Source organism: Aeromonas sp. s9 (assembly GCF_040907765.1).
In the GTDB taxonomy this organism is placed as follows: Bacteria; Pseudomonadota; Gammaproteobacteria; order Enterobacterales; family Aeromonadaceae; genus Aeromonas; species Aeromonas caviae.
Map to the genome: position 1 here is coordinate 16,911 of NZ_JBFOCK010000104.1, position 14,916 is coordinate 31,826.

The window sequence follows — 14,916 nt, forward strand, 5'->3', positions numbered from 1 at the left end:
TGGGCTCCTTAATCCAGAAAGCTGAACATGTCGTCGACGTCGCCGTACTCGTCTTCCTCGACCTTGTTCTTCTCTTTGGCCTGCATCACCAGCTCGGCGGCAAACTTGTTGATGATGCCGTCCCAGGTGGAGTGCTCGTTGCGCAGCAGCGACTTGATGGATTTTTCCACCTCGGGGGCCAGCTCGCGAATGAGCATCAAGAGGCTGCGCGGGTCGTCCAGCGCGTAGTCGTGGCTGTCTTCGGCCTGCTGGCGCTCGCTGTAGCGCAGGGACTCTTCGAGATCTTCCTCTTCGGCGTGCAGCACGTCGCGATAGCCTTCGTCCTCTTCATAGCGATCGCCGCGATAGAACTCGATAAAGGGGATGGCGAGGTAGAAGAGGCCAGCCGAATCCTCGGCCACGCATTCCAGGATCTCCCGCTGCTTGGCTTCGCTATCCTGGGTGCGGATCAGGTAGTTGAGGAAGTCGAAGGTGTGCTGCTGCAGCTCGTCGGCGTTGTTCTTGATCGCCTCTTCCCAGTAGAGCGGCTGCTGGCAGACGATGTCGCGGATCCGCTCCGGGGTCATCAGCTCGGAGATGATGGAGGGGAAGGAGATGTCGTGCTGGCCGTTGATCTGGGTCAGGGTAACGATATCAATGTTTTCAATCACTTCTGCGAGCTGGTCGTCAGACATGGTCTTGGCGATCAGCTCGAACTTCTCGCTGGCCTGCTTCGGCTCGATGACGGCCAGCTCTTTGATCTCGATGGCGGTAATTTCTATCAGACTGTTGCTCATGCCTTGCCCCAATTAGAAACGGACTTCGTCGTACATGTCCTGATCGCCGTCGTCATCACCATAGCGGTCACTGCCGCCATGGTAGTCGGCGTCGGCATCTTCCCCGTCTTCCTCTTCTTCGTCCCGCAGCTCATAGTCCTCATCACCGCGGTGGCTGCCGCGCGGCAGCGGGTTGTCCAGCAGGAACAGCACGGCGCAGGCTTCCATCAGCTGATCTTCGCTCTGGGCCCGCACCGCCTTGACCAGCGGCAGGATGGCGTTGTTGAAACCGACGCTCACCTTGAACTCGTCCCAGGAGGGCTGCTCGCCGCTGGCGAGCCACTTGTTCCACTGCGACTTGGCCTTGGGCGGGAACTGCACCCGGCCATAGAGGGCAAGCGGCAGGTATTCGGGCATGAACTCCAGCATGCTCATGTCAGCCAGCAGCAGGGCCTTCATCTGGTCGGTGAACTGCTCGAGCCCCTTGGGGTCATCCTGATCCCGGTAGGATTCGATGTTCTCGCTGGCATCGCTTTGCAGGGCCTTGAGCCGTGCCTGGTCCCATTTTTTTTGCATAGTCGCTCTTCTTGCCTGGTGGCTCAGGGGTAGAACTGGTCCCACATCTCCTGCATGGCAGCAGCGGGATCGGTCACGATGACGTTGTTGAAATCCTTGATAAAGGCGGCCCGCTGTTTCGGATCGGACAGCACTTCATAGGCCTGCTTTACCTGGTGCAGCCGGGCGGCTGCCTGCTCTTTCTCTTCTTCGCTCGCCCCGTGCAGCTTGTCGGGGTGGTACTGGTTCGACAGCCGTCGATAGGCTTTTTTGATGTCGTTTTCACTGGCGTTGGACTTGACGCCCAACACCCGGAAGTAGTTGTTCATGACGGATCCTGCCTCACTGGCATGGTGGAATTCATCCTGTGTCGACCTGGTGGCGCAACGTCGGCAAACCAGGCTCGGCAAAAACCGGAGATTTTAACGGAAAGCCGGCGCCTCTGCCATGAAAGTGCGGTCTTTCTGTACGAAAAGAGCGGGCGGTGCGAGATGGCGGCGGGGCTACACTGGCAGAGGGGGGCGGCAGGCCCCGGCGTTGCCCGACCCCCTCTTGTCCGAACCATCCGGATTCTGCCGTCACAAGGAGTCATCGCCATGGTCAAGTCCGCGTTTTTCGTGCTCGCGCTGGCAGGCAGTGCCGCCTCTGCCAGCGACATATTGCCCGTCTCGCCGCTGATGGGGGATGTCACCAGGGCCCAGTTCATGGAGCGCGCCGCCCAGCGCTTTGCCCTGCAAGACAAAAACGGTGACGGCGTGCTGTCGGTTGCCGAGAAAGAGGCCAACCTGGCTGGCGTGATGCAGCAGGCAGGCAAGCCGGTCCCGGAGCGGATGAGCCAGCTCAAGCCGTCGCGGGAGACCACCAGGGCCCAGTTCATGGCGCGGCAGGAGGCGCTCTTCTCTCGCCTGGACAAGAACGGTGACGGGGTGATCGGGGAGTCTGAGCGTCTCGACATCAAGGCCAATCTGGAGAAGCGGGCGATGGAGGCCGCCCAATAGGGCGGGTTGTCAGCCCTCTGATGAAAAAGAGCCCGGTAGCGATACCGGGCTCTTTGCATCTCTGGCATGAAGGGGGCTACCAGCTTGCCCAGAGCAGCCGCAACCTGAGCCCCCAGGCGCTGCTCCAGCCGGTGGTGCTGCTCACCAGAGCCCCATCCTTGATGACGAGGAAGGTTGGCGTCACCCCCACCTGCCAGCGGGCGGCCAGATCCCCGGACTCGTCGTTGTGGGTGGGGAAGGTCAGCCCCTTCTTCGCCATCCCGGCGCGCAACGGCTCATCGCTGCCGGAGCGCAGGGCCACCGTCAGCACATTTTCACCCTCCTGCCAGAGCTGCTCCACCGTGGGAGTGGTGAAGCGGCACACCCCGCACCAGCTGGCCCAGTAGTAGACCAGCAGGGGCTTGCCGCGGCTCTGCTCGGCCAGCGTGGTGGTGGCGCCGTCCTGCAGGGTGAAGGGGGCCTCCATGGCCCCCGCCGGCAGGGTGGGGCTGCGCCACAGATCCACCAGGGTGGTGATGACGAGCGCCATCAGCAGCAGCCAGAGCGCCTCCTTGCCCCAGCGGCGCCAGCGGGGGGCCTTTATGCCTGCATCCTCGGCCATGGCTTAGCTCCGCTTGGCCAGCTCGGCTTTCACCAGCTGCTCCAGCTCGTCATAGGGAATGGCACCCGGCACCAGCTGGTTGCCGATAAGGGTCGCCGGGGTGCCTTGCACGCCGAGCAGGGTGCCGATGCGCAGGCTGTTGCGCAGCTCCTCAGTGGCCTTGCCTGCGGGCTTGAGGGTCAGGTTGTCGGTGGCGGCCAGCGCCTTGTTGATGTCCGCCTCGGTCAGCATCCCCTGCTTGCTCATCAGCTTGTCGTGCAGGGGGAGGAAGCGGGCAGGATCCTGTTGCCACAGGGTCAGGCTGTACTGGGCTGCCTTGGCGGAGGTCTGCCCCTTGAACGGCAGCAGCTTGATCACCAGCCCCAGATCGTCCGGATAGGCCGCGAGCAGCTTGGCGACTGCCGGGTCGAACTGCTTGCAGTAGGGGCAGTTGTAGTCGGTGAACAGCACCAGGGTCAGTTTGGGATGCTTGGCGCCGAGGCGCGGGCTGGTGGGGCTGTTGAACAGCACATCCTGGTTGCCCTTGATGAAGTCACCCATCTGGGCCTGCTGGGTCGCGGCGTTCTGTTTCTCCCAGGATTCGGCTGCCTCGTCGAGGATCCCGGGGTTGGCGATCAGGGTCTCGCGAATGAGCTCCTTGATGCGGGCCTCCTGCTCCGGGGTGAAGGGGGCGGCGTGCAGCGTGGGGGTGCCCAGGGTGGCGGCGACCAGGGCGGTGCAGAGGGTCAGGGTTCGCAGTCTCATGGCATTCTCCTTAGAAATGGGTGGCATCGGCCTGAACGAGGCCGGCCTTGTGCAAGCTGTCGAGCAAGTCGGCCTTGTCCAGCAGGGGAGAGAGGACCTCTCCTTCCGGCAGACCGGGCCCGTAGATCTGGTTGAAGGGAACGGCGGCTGCGCCACGCTGGCGCAGGAAGGCGGAGATGGCATCGCTCGGCCGGCTCCAGTCGCCGCGAAGGGCTAACACGTCCGGGGCCGACAGGGCGCGCTGCACCTCGTCACGCAGCAGCACGTTGTATTTGTTGGCCTTGCAGGTGACGCACCAGTCGGCGGTGACATCCACGAAGACCCGCTTGTTCTGGGCCAGGGCGTCGGCGATGGCCTGTTCGGAGAGCGGCTGCCAGGCGATGCGATCGACGCTGCCACCCCCTTTCACCGTGAGGGCGCCCCCCAGCAGCAGGGCGCCGCCGATGAGTGCCGAGAGGGAGAGGGCCAGCGTGAAGCCGCGCAGGCCATAACGCCAGAGGATGCCCATCAGCAGCCCCAGCACCATGGCGGCCATCAGCCAGCCGGTGGTCGTGCTGCCCAGATGGTTGCCAAGCAGGCTCGCCAGCCAGAGGCTGGAGCCCAGCATCATCAGCCCGAGCAGGATGCGCAGTCGCTCCATCCAGCGCCCCGGTTTGGGCAGCCAGAGGGCGAGGCGCGGCAGGGCCGCCACCAGCAGCCAGGGCAGGCTCATGCCAAGGCCGAGGGCCGTGAAGATGAGCCAGAGCTGGCCGAGCGGCGCTGCCAGGGCAAAGGCCACCGAGGTGCCGAGGAAGGGGGCGGAGCAGGGGGTCGCGAGCAGGGTGGCGAAGCTCCCCTGCAGGAAGTGACCGCCGAGCCCCTTGCCGCTGCGGGTGGCGAGGCGAGTGCTGAGATTGCTGGGCAACCTTATCTCGAACAAGCCCAGCAGGTTGGCGCAAAACAGCAGGGTCACCGCCACCATGAAGCCGATGAAACCGGCGCTCTGGAACTGGATCCCCCGGCCGACGGCTCCTTGAGTGGCGCGCAGCAGGCTGCTCATGGCCGCCAGCACCCAGAAGGAGGTGATTATCCCGGCGCTGGCGGCGAGGAACTGCTTGCGCACGCCTCCTTGTTCGCGCTCCCGCTGCTGCAACACGGTGCCGAGTTTCAGAGCCAGCACCGGCAGCACGCAGGGCATCAGGTTGAGGATGAGACCGCCGAGCAGTGCTGCCCCCAGCAGCCAGAGAAGTGGCTGCTCCGGGGCCGGCAGGGCGAGGGGATCGGCGATGGTGGCGCGGGTCTGCCAGGCCTGCTCGCCGCTGGTGAGCAGCAGGCCGAGGGATTGACCGCGCAAGTCTGGGGCATCCCCCTGCCAGCCATCGCTGACCGGCACCCGGGCAATCAGGGTGTTGCCGCTTACCTCGAGCGCGGGCTTGCCGAACTCGGCCCCCTCCAGCGCATCGAGGAAGAGCGCAGGTTCCTGCCACCCCTCGACCCGCTCGGCCCGCAGTTGCAGCAGGTTGTGCTGGTAGCCGAGCTCGACCCGGGTGTCGGCGGGCAGCGTCTGTGGCAGGGTGCTCATGGCCCGGGCCCAGGCGAAGTCGAAACCGGCCGGCGCCTGCCCATCCGCCGCCAGGGTGAAGGGGTAGTCGGTCAGGATGCAGACATTGCTGCAGGTGGAGAGGCGCAAGGTGCCCTTGAGCGGCTGCCCGGCCGGGTAGTCCAGGCTCAGGGGGAAGCGTACCTGCTCCTGATAGCCCTGGGTGCTGAGCCCGGCCACCTCGAAGGGGCGCGGCGTGGGCCAGTGCCACTGGAAGTCGCCGACCGGCTCATCCCACAGGATCTGGGGCGCAATGCCCCCTTCACCCGGGCTGTGCCAGTAGGTCTTCCAGCCTGACGCCAGCTGGACATCGAGCAGGATGCGGGTTTGATCCGGGACGCTGCGGTCGGCTTGCAGCCTGACCTTGGCGTGACTGTTCTGGGGGCGGGTGAGCCACCCCGTATCGCTGGCCAATCCGCTGGATTGCCACAGCAGGCTGCCCAGTAGCAGGGCCGCCTTGAAGAGATTCGACATGTGTTGGGTCTCGCAAAAAATGAGTGACAGCAGGCTGAAAAAGCGCGGCTGAACTCATTCCCGCCAGACGCAGAGGGTGAGGTACAGTCGCCGCTCCGGCGGCGAGACATTGATGGGGGGAGGCAGTGCCGGCGCGCGCCGTGACAGGGGCACCAGCAGGGCAATCACGAAGGCGATGGCGAAGAAGAGTTGCTCCACGCACAGCAGACTGGCGGCGCTCAGCCATTTGCCGTTGAGCTGGCAGCTGTTGGGCTGCACACTGGCGGGCGTGCCCTTGTCAGCCTGGTCGTCGGCTGAGGCGAACTGGGGCAGGGTCTGGCAACTCACGGCGTGATCGAGCAGGGCGAGGCGGGCCAGCGGCTGGGCCGCGCAATTGAGCACCAGCAGGCAGACCAGCAGCAGGAGTCGTGTCGCCGCGCGTTGTTGCAAAATCATGCTCGCCCCGTTCATCAAGATGGCCACATCCTAGCGGGCAATGGCGGGTGGGGCAAGCCGGGGTGGCCGGTGGCGTCCGGGGCTGGTCGGTTCTGTCTGGCGAACGCTTGTTCGCTAAAAGGGGGACCAGTATACTGCGCCGAGTCAAATTCCGAGGTGTTCGATGCTCAAACTTGCCCGTGTGCTGCTGCTGGCACTGCTGCTCGTCTTCTGGTTCCTGTTCGGCCTGTTGCTTTGTCTGGTGCGCCCGCGCCACCCGAACAACGTCTATGTCTTCGCCCGCATGTATCATGCGGTCTGCCCGCTGATCGGCCTCAAGGTCCGGGTGACGGTGGCCGACGAGGTCAAATCGGTGGGGCCGGCGGTCTATGTCTGCAATCACCAGAGCAACTACGACATCTTCACCGTGACCGGCGCCGTGCAGCCCGGCGTGGTGGCGGTGGGCAAGAAGAGCCTGTTGTGGCTCCCCTTCTTCGGTCTCATCTTCTGGCTCTCCGGCAACGTGCTGATCGACCGCTCCAACCGCTCCCGCGCCATCGGCACCATCGGCCAGGTGGTGGATCGCATCAAGCATCGCGGCACCTCCATCTGGATGTTCCCGGAGGGGACCCGCTCCCAGGGGCGTGGTCTGCTGCCGTTCAAGGCGGGGGCCTTCCACACTGCCGTCCAGGCCGAGGTGCCCGTGGTGCCCATCGTCTGCTCCAGCTACTTCGGTCAGGTCGATCTCAACCGCTGGGACAACGGCGAGGTGCTGCTGGAGGTGATGGCCCCGGTGTGCAGCAAGGAGCACGGCGCCGCCGGCATCCGCGAGCTCTCCGACACCTGCCGGGAGAAGATGGAAGCCAAGCTGGCGGAGCTGGATGGCAAGCTTGGCCATCGGCCGGCGGCCTGAGCCCGGTTGCAGAGAAGAGAGGGAGCCGCTGGCTCCCTTTCTTATTGGTGAAAATCACCATCTTGTTGGTTTTTTTCACCACGCTGTATCCGGTGAACATCCATCGTTAACTTTCATCTAATTGTAAATAAAGGAAAAAATATTCTGGCACGGCTCTTGTAATGTCATGGGAAGAGAGTGACACCCCATCAACAAGGAGCCAGACCATGAGCGTATTCAGCCGCCTGACCGACGTGATCAATGCCAACCTGCACAGCCTGCTCGACAAGAGCGAAGAGCCGGAGAAGATGCTGCGGCTGATGATCGAGGAGATGGAGCAGGTCCAGGTCGAGATGAGAACCCAGGCCGCCCGCGTCATCGCCGAACAGAAACAGCTGGAGCGCCATCAGCAGGCGCTGCGCAACCAGATCCAGGAGTGGGCAGCCAAGGCTGAACTCGCCATCCAGAAGGGCCGCGAAGATCTGGCCCGTGCCGCCCTCACCGAGAAGCTGGCGGAGATGAAGCAGTGCGAGCGGCTGGAAGAGGACAAGGCGCGGGTGGCCGAGGTGCTGGCCCAGCTCACCGCCGACAGCGAGCGACTGGCGGCCAAGCTGACCGAGGCGCGGGAGAAGCAGAAGATGCTGACCCTGCGCGAGCAGACCGCCCACAGTCGCATCCGCGCCCGTGCCCAGGTGGACAACCAGCGCATGCACGAGCTGGTGGCCCGCTTCGACGGCTTCCAGAACCGGGTCGATCAGCTGGAGGCCCAGCTGGAGGCGGCGACCCTGGGACAGAATCCGTCCCTCGAGGCCCAGTTCCGCGAGCTGGAGCTGAACGACGAGATTGAGCGGGAACTGGCCCGTCTGAAAGGTCACAAGGCGGAGGCCTAACCATGACACCCTGGCCCAAGGATCTCGCCCATCGCAAGCTGACCGGGGTCTGCGCCGGTCTTGCCAGAGGGCTGGGGGTGTCCAGAGTGACGGTGCGGGTGGTGGCCCTGCTCGCCCTGATCCTGATGCCGCCGCTGGCCCTGGCGCTCTATCTGGTGGGGGTGCTCGTCATGCCTCCCCGCCGTGAACTTCAACGCTGGCTGGGGTGATCTCCGGATCGCCCCGTCGGCAAGTGCAAGCCCGTGAGGAGCACAACATGCTGGAATTTATCGTCTTGATCCTGGTGCTGATCGGCATGGCGCTGACCGGATTCACCGTGCTGGCCATGCTGCTGGTGAGCGGGGTCTTCGTGCTGTTTGGCGCCCTGGCCGGCATGTTTGCCCTCATCATCAAGCTGGCGCCCTGGTTGCTGGTGGTGCTGGTGGTGTGCTGGCTACTCAGCAACAGGCGCAAGCAGTCGAACACCTACCGTTAAGCCTCCCTGATTTCGCATCCTTCCTTGGCCACTGCTTGCAGTGGCCCTTTTTATGGGGGCGACACTGTGTCGGTGTGCGGGGTGGCAAGCCAGGAAAGGCTCCAGCCGTGCCACAACGCCGGATCGTGTACCAGGCGCTCCTTGAACGCCTTGCTCTGCTGCTTGAGGCGGTACTCGAGGCGCAGCGCCTCGCGTTTGCCGGGGACCTCCTGCTGCCATACCAGGGAGAGGGGCCCCTTGCCGCGCAGGGCTCTGGCCCCCTTGCCGCTCTGGTGCTGGCGCAGGCGCCGCTCGGGATCCGTGCTGATCCCCGCATAGAGCGCCCCAGCACCGGTGCGCACCAGATAGACAAACCAGCGGGATGACGGGGCGGCGGTCATGACGCTCGCCAGCTGGCCCGCTGGCGCCGGAGTCGGTGCAGGGGGAGCAGGCTGACCAGCAGGCCGGCCCAGACGAAGGCAAAGCCCACCGACTTCACCGGATCCGGGATCTCGCCAAACCAGAGGATGGCGAGCAGGAAGGCGAGGCTCGGCTCTATGTATTGCAGCAGCCCCACCGTGCTCATGGGGGTGCGCGTCACGGCGTAGCAGAACAGGCCGACCGGCAGCAGGGTGGCGGGGGCGCTGCCCATCAGCAGCAGTCGCTCGGTCCAGTCACCGGCCATAAACTGGCTGGCGCCGCTCAGGGAGAGCCAGCCGATGATGATCAGGGCGACGGGCAGCTGCACCAGGGATTCGAGATAGAGGCTGCTGCCGGCGTCCAGCCTCACCTGCTTCTTGATGAGGCCGTAGAGGGCGAAGTTGGCCCCCATGATGAGGGAGAACCAGGGCAGCTGGCCGTAGGAGAACAGCATGTAGGCGAGCCCCGCCAGTGCCAGGGCCACCGCCAGATGCTTCTGCGGGGTGAGCCTCTCTTGCAGGAAGAGGACGGCAAAGGCGATGTTGAACAGGGGCGTCATGAAGAAGGCGAGGCTGGTGGCCAGCACCTGGCCCGTGGTCAGGCACCAGGTGAACATGCACCAGCTGATGGACATCACGGGGCCGGCCAGCAGAACGAGGCCGAGCTGGCGGGGTTCGCCGCGCAGGGCCGCCCAGGGCACCCGGTGCCCGAGCAGCAGGAACAGGCCGGCCAGCAGCACCACGGACCAGAGTACCCGGTGGGAGAGCAGTTCCCACATGTTGATCTCGGGCATGAACTGGTAATAGAGGGGCAGCATGCCCCACAGCACGAATGAGAGGGCCGCGCTGCCGGTGCCCATCCAGTTCTTCATCTCTCTCCGTTTATTAAACTAAACAATGGCGGCTGCATAATAAGTATCCGCTGACACTTTCACAAGCGGGAGCGGGAAGAAAACTCTGCTACTATCCGGCCATGAACCGACTCGACACGCTGTTTGAACAGATCCGGGCCTGCCGTCTGTGCGAGGCCCACCTGCCTCTGGGACCGCGGCCGGTGATCCGCGGTAGCGAGCACGCCCGTCTGCTGATCATCGGCCAGGCTCCCGGCACCCGGGTCCATGCCAGCGGGATCCCCTGGGACGACCCTTCGGGGGATCGCTTGCGCCAGTGGCTCGGGGTGGACAAGGCCACCTTTTACGATGAATCCCGCATCGCCATCATGCCCATGGGGCTCTGCTACCCCGGCCGGGGCAAGTCGGGGGATCTGCCTCCCAGGCCCGAGTGCGCGCCCACCTGGCACGACAAGGTGCTGATGCTGCTGCCCCGGGTCGAGCTGACCCTGCTTATCGGCCAGTACGCACAAGCCTATTATCTGGGCAAGGCGGCCAGGGGGTCGCTCACCGAGACGGTCAGAGGCTGGGCCGACTATGGCCCGGCCTGGTTGCCGCTGCCACACCCCTCGCCCCGCAACACCCTCTGGCTCAAGAAGAACCCCTGGTTCGAGCAGGAGGTGGTGCCCCACCTGCAACAGAGGGTCGCCCCACTGCTGGGATAAACCTCTTCTCCTAGAGTGCCGGTTCGGCCTGGGGCTTGGGTTTGCGGGCCATGGCAATGAGCGGCAGTATGATGCACAGGCACCCGAGCAGCAGCGGCAGGCCGGGCTGCTCGTCAAACAGCCACACCCCGATGGCGACCGCCATCAGCAATCCCGTGTACTCCGCCGAGGCGATCTTGCTCGCCTCCGCCTTGCGATAGGCCATCACGCACAATCCTGCATAGACCATGATGAGCGCCGAGGAGCCGAAGGCGGGCCACCACATCTGCCATTGCCACTCGCCCCCTTCCCACCAGGCCAGCGCCAGGATGAAGGGCATGCTCAGCACATTGGTGAAAAACAGGGTCTGGGCGATGGGCTGCTGGAGCGGGATGCGCTTGATCAGCAGGTTGTTGACCGCCAGGGAGAGCGCCACCCCGAGCGCCGCCAGGGCGGCCCAGTTTACCTCGGTCGGGCGCAGCACGATGAGCACCCCGACGAAGCCGAGCAGCGCCGTCAGCACCTTCTGGCGCGAGAGTGCCTCCCCCGCCAGCCAGACCGCGAGCGGCACCATCAGCAGCGGGGCGGCATAGAAGAGGGCGTTGGCGGTGGCGAGCGGCAGCCGGGTGAGGGCGACCACCATCAGGCAGACGCCGACGGCCCAGATGTGGGCCCGCAGCAGATGCCACTTGAGGGCTACCGGCGGGTTGCGCCGCCAGGACCAGAGCAGCCAGGGGGCGAGCAGCAGGGCCGCGGAGAGCTGGCGGAAAAAGACAAACTGGAAAATGGGCTGGTCCGGCTCCAGCACCTTGACCAGGGCATCGGAGAAGACCGCCACCATGTTGCCGAGCACCAGATAGAGGATGCCTATCCCGACTGCATTCATACCACCTCCAGATTCAGATGAGGGGAGGGTAGCCCGCGGTCTGTTATCCAGTAAAATGATAAAAAATCATCACGCATGAGAAATTTGGATAATGAAGCTACCCCCCCTGCGCGCCGTTCAATATTTCGAGGTGGTTGCCCGCCTGCTGAGTTTTTCCCGCGCCGCCCTGGAGCTCAATGTCAGCCAGAGTGCGGTCAGTCACCAGATCCGTCTGCTGGAGGATTTTCTGGGGGAGCGGCTGCTGCTGCGCCAGGGGCGGCTGCTCTCCCTGACGCCCCAGGGGGAGATCTATTTCGAGGGGATCGCCGCCGGGCTGGTCCAGATTGCCCAGAGCAGCGAGCAGTTGCGCGGGGGAGGCGAGATGCGTGTGCGGCTCGCGGTCTACAGCTCCTTTGCGGTGAAGTGGCTGATCCCTCGCTTGGCCGGGCTGCGTCAGCTCTATCCCGAGCTGGATCTCAGCCTGGAGATGGTGGCGGAAGATCCCGAGCTCTCCGACAGGGTGGCGGACGGTTTCATCACCGTCTCCCCCGAAGGGCCGGGCTACATGCACGATCTGCTCTATCGGGAGCGGCTGATGCCGGTATGCAGTCGCCGGATGTGGCAGCAGGTGGAAGGGGAGTGGCCCGCCACCTTGTGGCAGTTGCCGCTGCTCTCCATCCAGGCTATCTACCGCGAGAAGGGGGAAGATTGGCGGCGCTGGGCCGAAATGGGGGGGCTGACCATTCCCCCCGAGGCGAGGGTGCACCATTTCAGCCATATCCTGCTCGCGCTGGAGGCGGCGAACTGGGACCAGGGAATGGCGCTCATCAATGACTACATGTTGCAGCCGGAGGATCCGCGTCTGGTGCGGCTGCCCCTGCACGCCCTCGAGACCGGCGACAACTTCTATTTCGTCTTCAAGCGCTCGCGCGCCCATGAACCCGCCATCAGCCGGTTGCGTCAGTGGCTGTGGCAGGAGTCGCAGGCGAGCCTGAGACCCGGGGAAAACGAGCCTCTCAGGCGCGTCTGAACGGGCTGGGCGCCCTATGCAGAATGGACGGCGCAGCCCACGACGAAGGTGTCTGATTCGGGAGGCCTGATGGCTCTGGCGAGATCAGGGCCATCAGGAGCGGGTCAGGTGCGCTTGAACTGGCTCAGTACAAAGAGGGTGGTGGCGCAGACTACGACCGAGGGACCGGCCGGGGTGTCCTGATACCAGGAGAGGGCAAGGCCCCCCAGCACGGCGAGACAGCCTGTCAGGGCGGCAAAGCCGGCCATCTGCTCCGGGGTCTGGCTGAAGCGGCGGGCGGTGGCGGCGGGAATGATCAGCAAGGAGGTGATGATGAGCGCCCCGACGAACTTCATGGCCACGGCGATGACCAGGCCTATCAGCAGCATCAGCACGCAGCGCAGCACATCCACCCGCACCCCTTCCACCCGGGCCAGCTCTTCCGAGATGGTCATGGAGAGCAGGGGATCCCAGAGCCGCCACAGGGTGAGCAGCACCAGGGCGCCGCCGCCGTAGATCCAGATCAGGTCCATGGGCTGCACCGAGAGCAGGTCGCCAAACAGGTAGGCCATCAGATCCACCCGCACATTGTCCATGAAGCTCAGGGTGACCAGACCCAGCGACAGGGCGCTGTGGGCCAGAATGCCGAGCAGGGTATCGGTGGCCACCTGCTGGTTGCGGCTCATGATGACCAGCAGCATCGCCATGGCGAGGCAGCAGACCACGACCGCCAGGGTGAGGTCCACCTGCAGCAGGATGCCGAGGGCAATGCCGAAGAGGCAGGCATGGGAGAGGGTGTCGCCAAAATAGGCCATCTTGCGCCACACCACGAAGCTGCCCAGCGGCCCGGCCAGCAGGGCGATGCCGAGTCCGGCCGCGAGGGCGTATAACAGAAAGCTGTCCACGTGAAGATCCTAGTTGTTGCGAGAGGGCAGGCGGATGACGGGAGCCTGCGGTTCATGATGATGGTGTTCGCCATCGCAGTGGTGATGGTGGGTATAGACCGCCAGCACCTCCCGCTCCGGTCGCCCGAACAGGCGGGCAAATTCCGGGTGGCGGGCCACGCTCTGTGGCTCGCCGTGGCAGCAGACGTGGCGATTGAGGCAGATCACCTCGTGGGTGCTGGCCATCACCAGGTGCAGGTCGTGGGAGACCATCAGCACGGCGCAGTTGAACTCGGCGGCCAGCTGGCTGATGAGGGCGTAGAGCTCGATCTGGCCGTTGATGTCCACCCCTTGCACCGGCTCGTCCAGCACCAGCAGCTCGGGTTTGACCAGCAGGGCGCGGGCCAGCAGCACCCGCTGCATCTCGCCACCGGAGAGTTTCTGCATCCGGTTGTCCAGCAGATCCTGGGCACCGACCCGATTGAGCGCCTCCTCGATGGAGAGGCGGCTGTTCTTGCCAAGCTGCAGGAAGCGGCGCACCGTCAGGGGGAGGGTGGGGTCCAGATAGAGGCGCTGGGGTACATAGCCGACCCGCAGATCGCGGCGGCGGACGATGTCCCCCGAATCTGGGCGGAGCAAGCCCAGCACCAGCTTGCTCAGGGTGCTCTTGCCCGCCCCGTTGGGGCCGACCAGGGTGGTGATTTTGCCTTTGTTCAGGGTAAAGGAGACCTTGTCGAGCACGAGTCGTCCGTCAAATGAGAGACAGACCTCTTTCAGCTCCACCAGTTGGGTCATGACAGCTCCGGGGTTTACAGCCTGTGAGAGTTATAATATAACAGCGACGTTGGTTTGTTATATTATCACACACATACTCCCTGACGAGACCTCTATGCGAATTCTTGCTTTGATCACTGCCCTGATGGCGGTGAGTCTGCCTGTCCGTGCCCTCGAGGTGCTGACCACCATCAAACCCCTGGGCTTCATCGCGGCGGCGATCACCGATGGCGTGAGCGAGCCCGGGGTGCTGCTGCCCACTGGCGCGTCGCCCCACGATTTTTCCCTGCGCCCTTCCGACATGCGCAATATCAAGGAGGCCGATCTGGTGGTGTGGGTCGGTCCGGAGCTGGAAGGCTTCATGGCCAAACCCCTTGCCCGGCATCCTCATGTATTGACCCTGACCCAGGTTCCCGGCATGTCGCTGTACAACTATGCGACCCAGGGGGAGCATGACGATCATCACCATGATGACAAGGATCATGACCATGCCGCCCATGACCACGGCTCGCACGACGAGGGCCATGAAGGGCACCACCACGAAGGGGTGGATCCCCACATCTGGCTGGGTCCAACCCAGGCCAAGGTGATTGCCAAGGCGATTGCAACCGAACTGGGCAAGCTGGATCCTGCCAACCAGGCGCGCTATGCCGCCAATCTCGCGGCCTTCGAGGGCAAGGTTGACGCCCTGGACAAGGTGATCGCCGTGCAGATGGAGGCGGTGGATCAGAAGGGCTACTTCGTGTTCCACGAAGCCTATGGATACTGGGAGCGTCACTACGGCATGAGCTCCAAGGGACACTTCACCGTGAGCCCGGAGCGTCGCCCGGGAGCCAAGACGCTGATTGACATCCGCAAGGCGCTGGAAGAGAAAAAGGCGAGCTGCATCTACGCCGAGCCGCAGTTCTCCCCGGCGGTGATCGAGTCGGTTGCCCGCAATACCGGGGCCAAGGTGCTGCTGCTGGACGAAGTCGGCGAGCAGGTGCCGCTCGGTCCGGACGGTTATCCGCAATTCATGCAGCAGTTGGCGGACGCCTTCGCCCAGTGCCGCTAGGCCTTGCCCGACATTGACGAT

The 14,916-nt window shown here is 64.4% G+C and carries 20 protein-coding genes; 8 read left to right on the forward strand and 12 right to left on the reverse strand.

What is annotated here, in order from left to right; all coding sequences use genetic code 11:
• Positions 1-8: 8 nt before the first annotated feature.
• The 3 genes from AB5Y54_RS20160 to AB5Y54_RS20170 are packed head-to-tail and all read right to left on the reverse strand — an operon-like array spanning position 9 to position 1,639.
• Entirely contained in the window at positions 9-776 is a 768-nt protein-coding gene (locus AB5Y54_RS20160; RefSeq protein ID WP_368154240.1) for a hypothetical protein, read from the reverse strand.
• A 12-nt stretch (positions 777-788) separates the two neighbouring features.
• Entirely contained in the window at positions 789-1,331 is a 543-nt protein-coding gene (locus AB5Y54_RS20165) for a hypothetical protein (protein ID WP_368154241.1), read from the reverse strand.
• A gap of 23 nt (positions 1,332-1,354) precedes the next feature.
• The gene (locus tag AB5Y54_RS20170; protein ID WP_024943298.1) at positions 1,355-1,639 is read right to left on the reverse strand and encodes a DnaJ domain-containing protein; all 285 of its coding nucleotides are present in this window, start codon (positions 1,637-1,639) and stop codon (positions 1,355-1,357) included.
• Between the two features lie 267 nt (positions 1,640-1,906).
• On the opposite strand from AB5Y54_RS20170, the gene AB5Y54_RS20175 reads away from it, so the two are divergent.
• Positions 1,907-2,308, forward strand: coding sequence for an EF-hand domain-containing protein (locus AB5Y54_RS20175; RefSeq protein ID WP_368154242.1), 402 nt, complete (start codon positions 1,907-1,909; stop codon positions 2,306-2,308).
• Between the two features lie 76 nt (positions 2,309-2,384).
• On the opposite strand, the gene AB5Y54_RS20180 is transcribed toward AB5Y54_RS20175, so the two are convergent.
• Genes AB5Y54_RS20180 through AB5Y54_RS20195 form a run of 4 tightly spaced genes read right to left on the reverse strand, consistent with a single transcriptional unit; the run spans position 2,385 to position 6,141 of the window.
• Positions 2,385-2,909, reverse strand: coding sequence for a protein disulfide oxidoreductase (locus AB5Y54_RS20180; RefSeq protein WP_368154243.1), 525 nt, complete (start codon positions 2,907-2,909; stop codon positions 2,385-2,387).
• Positions 2,910-2,912: 3 nt separating this feature from the next.
• Positions 2,913-3,653 carry a DsbA family protein gene (locus tag AB5Y54_RS20185; RefSeq protein WP_368154244.1) on the reverse strand — a complete coding sequence of 247 codons (741 nt, stop codon included), beginning with the start codon at positions 3,651-3,653 and terminating at the stop codon, positions 2,913-2,915.
• Between the two features lie 10 nt (positions 3,654-3,663).
• Entirely contained in the window at positions 3,664-5,706 is a 2,043-nt protein-coding gene (locus AB5Y54_RS20190) for a protein-disulfide reductase DsbD family protein (protein ID WP_368154245.1), read from the reverse strand.
• 54 nt (positions 5,707-5,760) lie between these two features.
• On the reverse strand, positions 5,761-6,141 hold the full coding sequence (locus AB5Y54_RS20195; RefSeq protein WP_368154246.1) for a hypothetical protein: 381 nt from the start codon (positions 6,139-6,141) through the stop codon (positions 5,761-5,763).
• Positions 6,142-6,304: 163 nt separating this feature from the next.
• On the opposite strand from AB5Y54_RS20195, the gene AB5Y54_RS20200 reads away from it, so the two are divergent.
• From AB5Y54_RS20200 to pspG, 4 genes are all read left to right on the forward strand, one after another.
• Positions 6,305-7,033, forward strand: a complete 729-nt coding sequence (locus tag AB5Y54_RS20200; protein WP_039039739.1) for a 1-acylglycerol-3-phosphate O-acyltransferase — start codon at positions 6,305-6,307, stop codon at positions 7,031-7,033.
• Positions 7,034-7,239: 206 nt separating this feature from the next.
• On the forward strand, positions 7,240-7,902 hold the full coding sequence (pspA, locus tag AB5Y54_RS20205) for a phage shock protein PspA (protein WP_368154247.1): 663 nt from the start codon (positions 7,240-7,242) through the stop codon (positions 7,900-7,902).
• Between the two features lie 2 nt (positions 7,903-7,904).
• Positions 7,905-8,111 carry a PspC domain-containing protein gene (locus AB5Y54_RS20210; protein WP_010672796.1) on the forward strand — a complete coding sequence of 69 codons (207 nt, stop codon included), beginning with the start codon at positions 7,905-7,907 and terminating at the stop codon, positions 8,109-8,111.
• 47 nt (positions 8,112-8,158) lie between these two features.
• On the forward strand, positions 8,159-8,377 hold the full coding sequence (gene pspG / locus AB5Y54_RS20215) for an envelope stress response protein PspG (protein WP_010672797.1): 219 nt from the start codon (positions 8,159-8,161) through the stop codon (positions 8,375-8,377).
• A gap of 50 nt (positions 8,378-8,427) precedes the next feature.
• Here the strand turns inward: pspG and AB5Y54_RS20220 are convergent, their stop codons facing one another.
• Both AB5Y54_RS20220 and rarD read right to left on the reverse strand, forming a co-directional pair.
• Entirely contained in the window at positions 8,428-8,757 is a 330-nt protein-coding gene (locus AB5Y54_RS20220) for a GIY-YIG nuclease family protein (RefSeq protein ID WP_368154248.1), read from the reverse strand.
• A complete protein-coding gene (gene rarD, locus AB5Y54_RS20225; RefSeq protein WP_368154249.1) occupies positions 8,754-9,647 on the reverse strand; it encodes an EamA family transporter RarD in 894 nt (297 codons plus the stop codon). The genes AB5Y54_RS20220 and rarD overlap by 4 nt, the downstream gene beginning before the upstream one ends.
• Before the next feature lie 101 nt (positions 9,648-9,748).
• Between rarD and AB5Y54_RS20230 the strand changes: the two genes are divergently transcribed.
• Complete coding sequence (locus AB5Y54_RS20230) at positions 9,749-10,330, forward strand: uracil-DNA glycosylase family protein (protein ID WP_368154250.1); 582 nt, start codon at positions 9,749-9,751, stop codon at positions 10,328-10,330.
• Positions 10,331-10,340: 10 nt separating this feature from the next.
• Here AB5Y54_RS20230 and AB5Y54_RS20235 read toward each other — a convergent pair whose 3' ends face one another.
• On the reverse strand, positions 10,341-11,195 hold the full coding sequence (locus AB5Y54_RS20235; RefSeq protein ID WP_368154251.1) for a DMT family transporter: 855 nt from the start codon (positions 11,193-11,195) through the stop codon (positions 10,341-10,343).
• A 91-nt stretch (positions 11,196-11,286) separates the two neighbouring features.
• Between AB5Y54_RS20235 and AB5Y54_RS20240 the strand changes: the two genes are divergently transcribed.
• On the forward strand, positions 11,287-12,204 hold the full coding sequence (locus AB5Y54_RS20240; RefSeq protein WP_042014956.1) for a LysR substrate-binding domain-containing protein: 918 nt from the start codon (positions 11,287-11,289) through the stop codon (positions 12,202-12,204).
• 104 nt (positions 12,205-12,308) lie between these two features.
• Here AB5Y54_RS20240 and znuB read toward each other — a convergent pair whose 3' ends face one another.
• Positions 12,309-13,088: a zinc ABC transporter permease subunit ZnuB gene (gene znuB, locus AB5Y54_RS20245; RefSeq protein WP_041214396.1), complete on the reverse strand. Its 780-nt coding sequence runs from the start codon at positions 13,086-13,088 to the stop codon at positions 12,309-12,311.
• Positions 13,089-13,097: 9 nt separating this feature from the next.
• Entirely contained in the window at positions 13,098-13,862 is a 765-nt protein-coding gene (gene znuC / locus AB5Y54_RS20250) for a zinc ABC transporter ATP-binding protein ZnuC (protein WP_368154252.1), read from the reverse strand.
• Between the two features lie 94 nt (positions 13,863-13,956).
• Between znuC and znuA the strand changes: the two genes are divergently transcribed.
• Positions 13,957-14,895: a zinc ABC transporter substrate-binding protein ZnuA gene (gene znuA, locus AB5Y54_RS20255; protein WP_368154253.1), complete on the forward strand. Its 939-nt coding sequence runs from the start codon at positions 13,957-13,959 to the stop codon at positions 14,893-14,895.
• The last annotated feature ends 21 nt before the right edge of the window (positions 14,896-14,916 follow it).

Bases quoted from the DNA above. Each gene is read 5' to 3' on its own strand.
- AB5Y54_RS20160 (WP_368154240.1), bottom strand. From the start codon at position 776: ATGAGCAACAGTCTGATAGAAATTACCGCCATCGAGATCAAAGAGCTG.
- AB5Y54_RS20165 (WP_368154241.1), bottom strand. From the start codon at position 1,331: ATGCAAAAAAAATGGGACCAGGCACGGCTCAAGGCCCTGCAAAGCGAT.
- AB5Y54_RS20170 (WP_024943298.1), bottom strand. From the start codon at position 1,639: ATGAACAACTACTTCCGGGTGTTGGGCGTCAAGTCCAACGCCAGTGAA.
- AB5Y54_RS20175 (WP_368154242.1), top strand. From the start codon at position 1,907: ATGGTCAAGTCCGCGTTTTTCGTGCTCGCGCTGGCAGGCAGTGCCGCC.
- AB5Y54_RS20180 (WP_368154243.1), bottom strand. From the start codon at position 2,909: ATGGCCGAGGATGCAGGCATAAAGGCCCCCCGCTGGCGCCGCTGGGGC.
- AB5Y54_RS20185 (WP_368154244.1), bottom strand. From the start codon at position 3,653: ATGAGACTGCGAACCCTGACCCTCTGCACCGCCCTGGTCGCCGCCACC.
- AB5Y54_RS20190 (WP_368154245.1), bottom strand. From the start codon at position 5,706: ATGTCGAATCTCTTCAAGGCGGCCCTGCTACTGGGCAGCCTGCTGTGG.
- AB5Y54_RS20195 (WP_368154246.1), bottom strand. From the start codon at position 6,141: ATGATTTTGCAACAACGCGCGGCGACACGACTCCTGCTGCTGGTCTGC.
- AB5Y54_RS20200 (WP_039039739.1), top strand. From the start codon at position 6,305: ATGCTCAAACTTGCCCGTGTGCTGCTGCTGGCACTGCTGCTCGTCTTC.
- pspA (WP_368154247.1), top strand. From the start codon at position 7,240: ATGAGCGTATTCAGCCGCCTGACCGACGTGATCAATGCCAACCTGCAC.
- AB5Y54_RS20210 (WP_010672796.1), top strand. From the start codon at position 7,905: ATGACACCCTGGCCCAAGGATCTCGCCCATCGCAAGCTGACCGGGGTC.
- pspG (WP_010672797.1), top strand. From the start codon at position 8,159: ATGCTGGAATTTATCGTCTTGATCCTGGTGCTGATCGGCATGGCGCTG.
- AB5Y54_RS20220 (WP_368154248.1), bottom strand. From the start codon at position 8,757: ATGACCGCCGCCCCGTCATCCCGCTGGTTTGTCTATCTGGTGCGCACC.
- rarD (WP_368154249.1), bottom strand. From the start codon at position 9,647: ATGAAGAACTGGATGGGCACCGGCAGCGCGGCCCTCTCATTCGTGCTG.
- AB5Y54_RS20230 (WP_368154250.1), top strand. From the start codon at position 9,749: ATGAACCGACTCGACACGCTGTTTGAACAGATCCGGGCCTGCCGTCTG.
- AB5Y54_RS20235 (WP_368154251.1), bottom strand. From the start codon at position 11,195: ATGAATGCAGTCGGGATAGGCATCCTCTATCTGGTGCTCGGCAACATG.
- AB5Y54_RS20240 (WP_042014956.1), top strand. From the start codon at position 11,287: ATGAAGCTACCCCCCCTGCGCGCCGTTCAATATTTCGAGGTGGTTGCC.
- znuC (WP_368154252.1), bottom strand. From the start codon at position 13,862: ATGACCCAACTGGTGGAGCTGAAAGAGGTCTGTCTCTCATTTGACGGA.
- znuA (WP_368154253.1), top strand. From the start codon at position 13,957: ATGCGAATTCTTGCTTTGATCACTGCCCTGATGGCGGTGAGTCTGCCT.